The organism is Protofrankia sp. CiP1_Cm_nod2 (assembly GCF_920664355.1).
Taxonomy (GTDB): Bacteria; Actinomycetota; Actinomycetes; order Frankiales; family Frankiaceae; genus Protofrankia.
Genome location: NZ_CAKKTL010000101.1, coordinates 10940 through 14502 on the forward strand (window position 1 = coordinate 10940; position 3563 = coordinate 14502).

Here is a 3563-nt window from a genome sequence, read left to right on the forward strand (position 1 = left end):
CAGGCCGACGCCGACGTCGGCTCCAAGGCCCAGGCCGACACCGGCACGGCCGCCCTCGCGACCGGCCCCCGTAGCGATGCCGATCATCGTTTCGATGTCGGTCCCGGTGCCGGCTTCCGCACCGATCCCAAGGCCCGGGCCGGGTCCGTGGGCGAGATCTCCGCGGGTGAGATCGAGGTCGCCGCGAGCGTGTCGAGCGGCACCGCCATCGTCACCCGGCTCCCGGACGTGCCCGCCGGTACCGGCGCCGACCGCGTCTTCGGCACCCCGTCCGCCGCCGGTGTTCCAGCCGGCGTCGGCGCTGACTCCGGTTCCGGCTCTGCTGCTGGCGCAGGCTCTGGCGCACTCTCCGCCTCTGGTGCCGTCTCTGCCTCTGACGCTGCCCCTGGTGCTGGCGCTGTCTCTGGCGCTGGCGGTCCGTCCGGTCCGGGAAGCGGTCCCGGCGCCGAGGGCGAGATCGTCGAGGTGGTGCGCGGCCGTCGGTTCCGGCTCGGCCCGGGGGTGTTCTGGCAGGTGCACCCCGGCGCGCCCGAGACGCTGGTGGACGCGGTGCTCACTGGCCTGGCGCCCCGCGCGGGGGAGCGAGCGCTCGACCTGTACGCCGGCGCGGGCCTGTTCGCCGCCGCGCTCGCGGAGGCCGTCGGCCCGGATGGCACGGTCGTGGCGATGGAGTCGGATCCGGCGGCGGTGGCGTCGGCCGCGCGCAGCCTCACCGGCCTGCCGCAGGTGTCGCTGCGCGGCGTCCGGGTCTCACCGGGCTCCCTGCGCGGGCTGGCCGGCGCCGGCGCCGACATCGCGGTCCTCGACCCGCCCCGGGCGGGTGCCGGCCGGGCCGTGATGCGGGCGCTGCTGGCCCTGAGGCCGCGGGCTGTCGCGTACGTGTCCTGCGATCCGGCGTCCCTCGCACGCGATCTTGCCGTGGCGGTCGCGCAGGGCTATTCGCTCGTCACGTTGCGGGCGTTCGATCTCTTCCCGATGACCGCCCACGTGGAGTGCGTGGCGATCCTGGCCGCTCCGGGCGGTGGAAGCCGGCAAGGGAGGCGTCTGGGATGACGGTGGGCGAACATGGCGGTGACGTACCCGTCAACGCGGTGACACGCCGGGGAAAAACAGGGCATGCACGCTCCGGCGTAGCCGCGGAACAGGGCAAACCACGCATCGTAGGCGCCGGCTGCCCTGGTTGGGGCCCGTTTGGAACGTGCTCACATGTCCGCTCCGTGACCGTGAATGATCCCCTGACCTGCGTAGACTGAGCGCGTCCGGGGCCGGATCCCCTCACAAAGGGGGGAGGGAGTGCACGGAGAGGAAGTGCCGGTGTCGCTTCTGTCGACCGTCCGCAATCCGCACGATCTGAAAAAACTCGCAGCCGAGGACCTTCCCGCTCTGGCGGCGGAGATCCGTGACTTTCTCATCCACGCGGTGGCTCGCACCGGCGGTCATCTCGGGCCCAACCTCGGGGCCGTCGAGCTGACGCTGGCCATCCACCGGGTGTTCGACTCGCCGCACGACCGGATCCTGTGGGACACCGGTCACCAGTCGTACGTCCACAAGATCCTTACAGGTCGCGCGGACGACTTCGTGAACCTGCGCCAGCGCGGTGGCCTGTCCGGGTACCCGAGCCAGGCGGAGTCGCCGCACGACATCATCGAGAACTCCCACGCGTCCACGGCGCTGTCCTACGCCGACGGGCTGGCGCGGGCGTACGCGCTGCGCGGGGAGTCCCGCTCGGTCGTGGCGGTCGTCGGTGACGGCGCCCTGACCGGCGGCATGTGCTGGGAGGCGATGAACAACATCGCCGCCGCCGACCGTCCGGTGATCATTGTTGTCAACGACAACGGGCGCTCCTACGCGCCGACGATCGGCGGGCTGGCCGACCACCTGGCCTCGCTGCGGCTCGCTCCCGAGTACGAGCAGGTCCTCGACGTCGTCAAGCAGGTCCTCGGGCGCACCCCGCTGGTCGGCCCGCCGCTGTACGACGCCCTGCACGGCATCAAGCGGGGCATCAAGGACGTCGTCCAGCCGCAGGGCATGTTCGAGGACCTCGGCCTGAAGTACGTCGGGCCGGTGGACGGGCACGACGTCCACGCGCTGGAGACCGCGCTGCGGCGCGCCCGTGACTTCGGCGGGCCCGTCATCGTCCACTGCGTCACCCGCAAGGGCTTCGGCTACCCGGCCGCCGAGCAGGACGACGCCGACTGCTTCCACGCCGTCGGGGTGATCGACCCGAGCACCGGCAAGCCCACCGCGGCCGGCGGTGGCACCAGCTGGACGAGCGTCTTCGCGGACGAGATCGTCCAGATCGGCCACGAGCGGCCGGACGTGGTCACGCTCACCGCCGCCATGCTGCAGCCGGTCGGCCTGAAGAAGTTCGCCGCCACCTTCCCGGACCGGGTGTTCGACGTGGGCATCGCCGAGCAGCACGCGGTGACCTCGGCCGCGGGCCTGGCCCTCGGCGGCATCAAGCCGGTGGTGTGCGTCTACGCGACGTTCCTCAACCGGGCGTTCGACCAGGTGCTGATGGACGTCGCCCTGCACCGGCTGCCGGTGACCTTCGTGCTGGACCGCGCCGGTGTCACCGGCGAGGACGGGCCGTCCCACAACGGCATGTGGGACATGTCCTTCCTCCAGCTCGTGCCCGGGCTGGCGCTGGCCGCGCCACGGGACGCGTCCACGCTGCGCGCCCAGCTGCGGGAGGCGGTGGCGATCACCGACGGGCCGTCGGTGGTGCGGTTCTCCAAGGGCAAGATCAACGCTGACATCCCCGCGATCGACCGGGTCGGGACGGTCGACGTCCTCTACCGCTCGCCGGAGGTCACCCCGACCCGGGACGTGCTGCTGGTGGCCGTCGGCGCGATGGCGGCGACCTGCCTGCAGGTCGCCGAACGGGTCGCCAGCCACGGCATCGGGATCACCGTCGTCGACCCGCGGTGGGTCAAGCCACTCGCCCCGGAGCTCGTCGACCTGGCCCGGGCACACTCGCTGGTGGTCACGGTCGAGGACAACGGCCGGGTCGGCGGGGTCGGCTCGACGCTCGCGCAGCTGCTGCGCGACGCCGACGTGGACGTCCCGCTGCGGGACTTCGGTATCCCGCAGACCTTCCTCGACCAGGGCAAGCGTGACCAGGTCATGGCCGACATCGGCCTGTCCGCCCAGGAGCTCGCCCGCCGGATCGTCGAGATGGTCGCCGGCCGCACACCGGTTCTCGAAGGCGAGACCGAGGAAGCCGAGAAGGAAACCTCCGCCGGCCAGCGCTGACCCGGTCAACGGAATCCGTAGGTGGAAACCGCTGTCATGACGACGGTTTCCACCTACAACAGCGGAATCCGTAGGTGGAAAGTGCTGTCGTGGCAACAGTTTCCACCTACAGCCTCGGCTGAGTCCGATGTGTCGGCGGCCCGGAGCCGGCGGCGGCCCGGTGGTGGCGCGATCATGCTTCTTCCGTGCCGCCGGAAGGTGCGGGGCGCCAGGGCTCTAGGCTGGGACGATGCGGTGGATGCGGCCTGCTGACGTCCGTGGCCGTCGGACGGCGGGCCGCCATCCCACGGAGCAGGGCCCCAGCCCGG

At 71.9% G+C, this 3563-nt stretch carries 2 protein-coding genes; both read left to right on the forward strand.

From position 1 onward, the window contains the following. Positions 1-1053: class I SAM-dependent RNA methyltransferase (locus NBW84_RS12990; RefSeq protein WP_445548705.1), on the forward strand; the 1053-nt coding region annotated here is incomplete at its 5' end. 261 nt (positions 1054-1314) lie between these two features. Further along, positions 1315-3255, forward strand: a complete 1941-nt coding sequence (dxs, locus tag NBW84_RS12995; protein ID WP_250284903.1) for a 1-deoxy-D-xylulose-5-phosphate synthase — start codon at positions 1315-1317, stop codon at positions 3253-3255. The last annotated feature ends 308 nt before the right edge of the window (positions 3256-3563 follow it).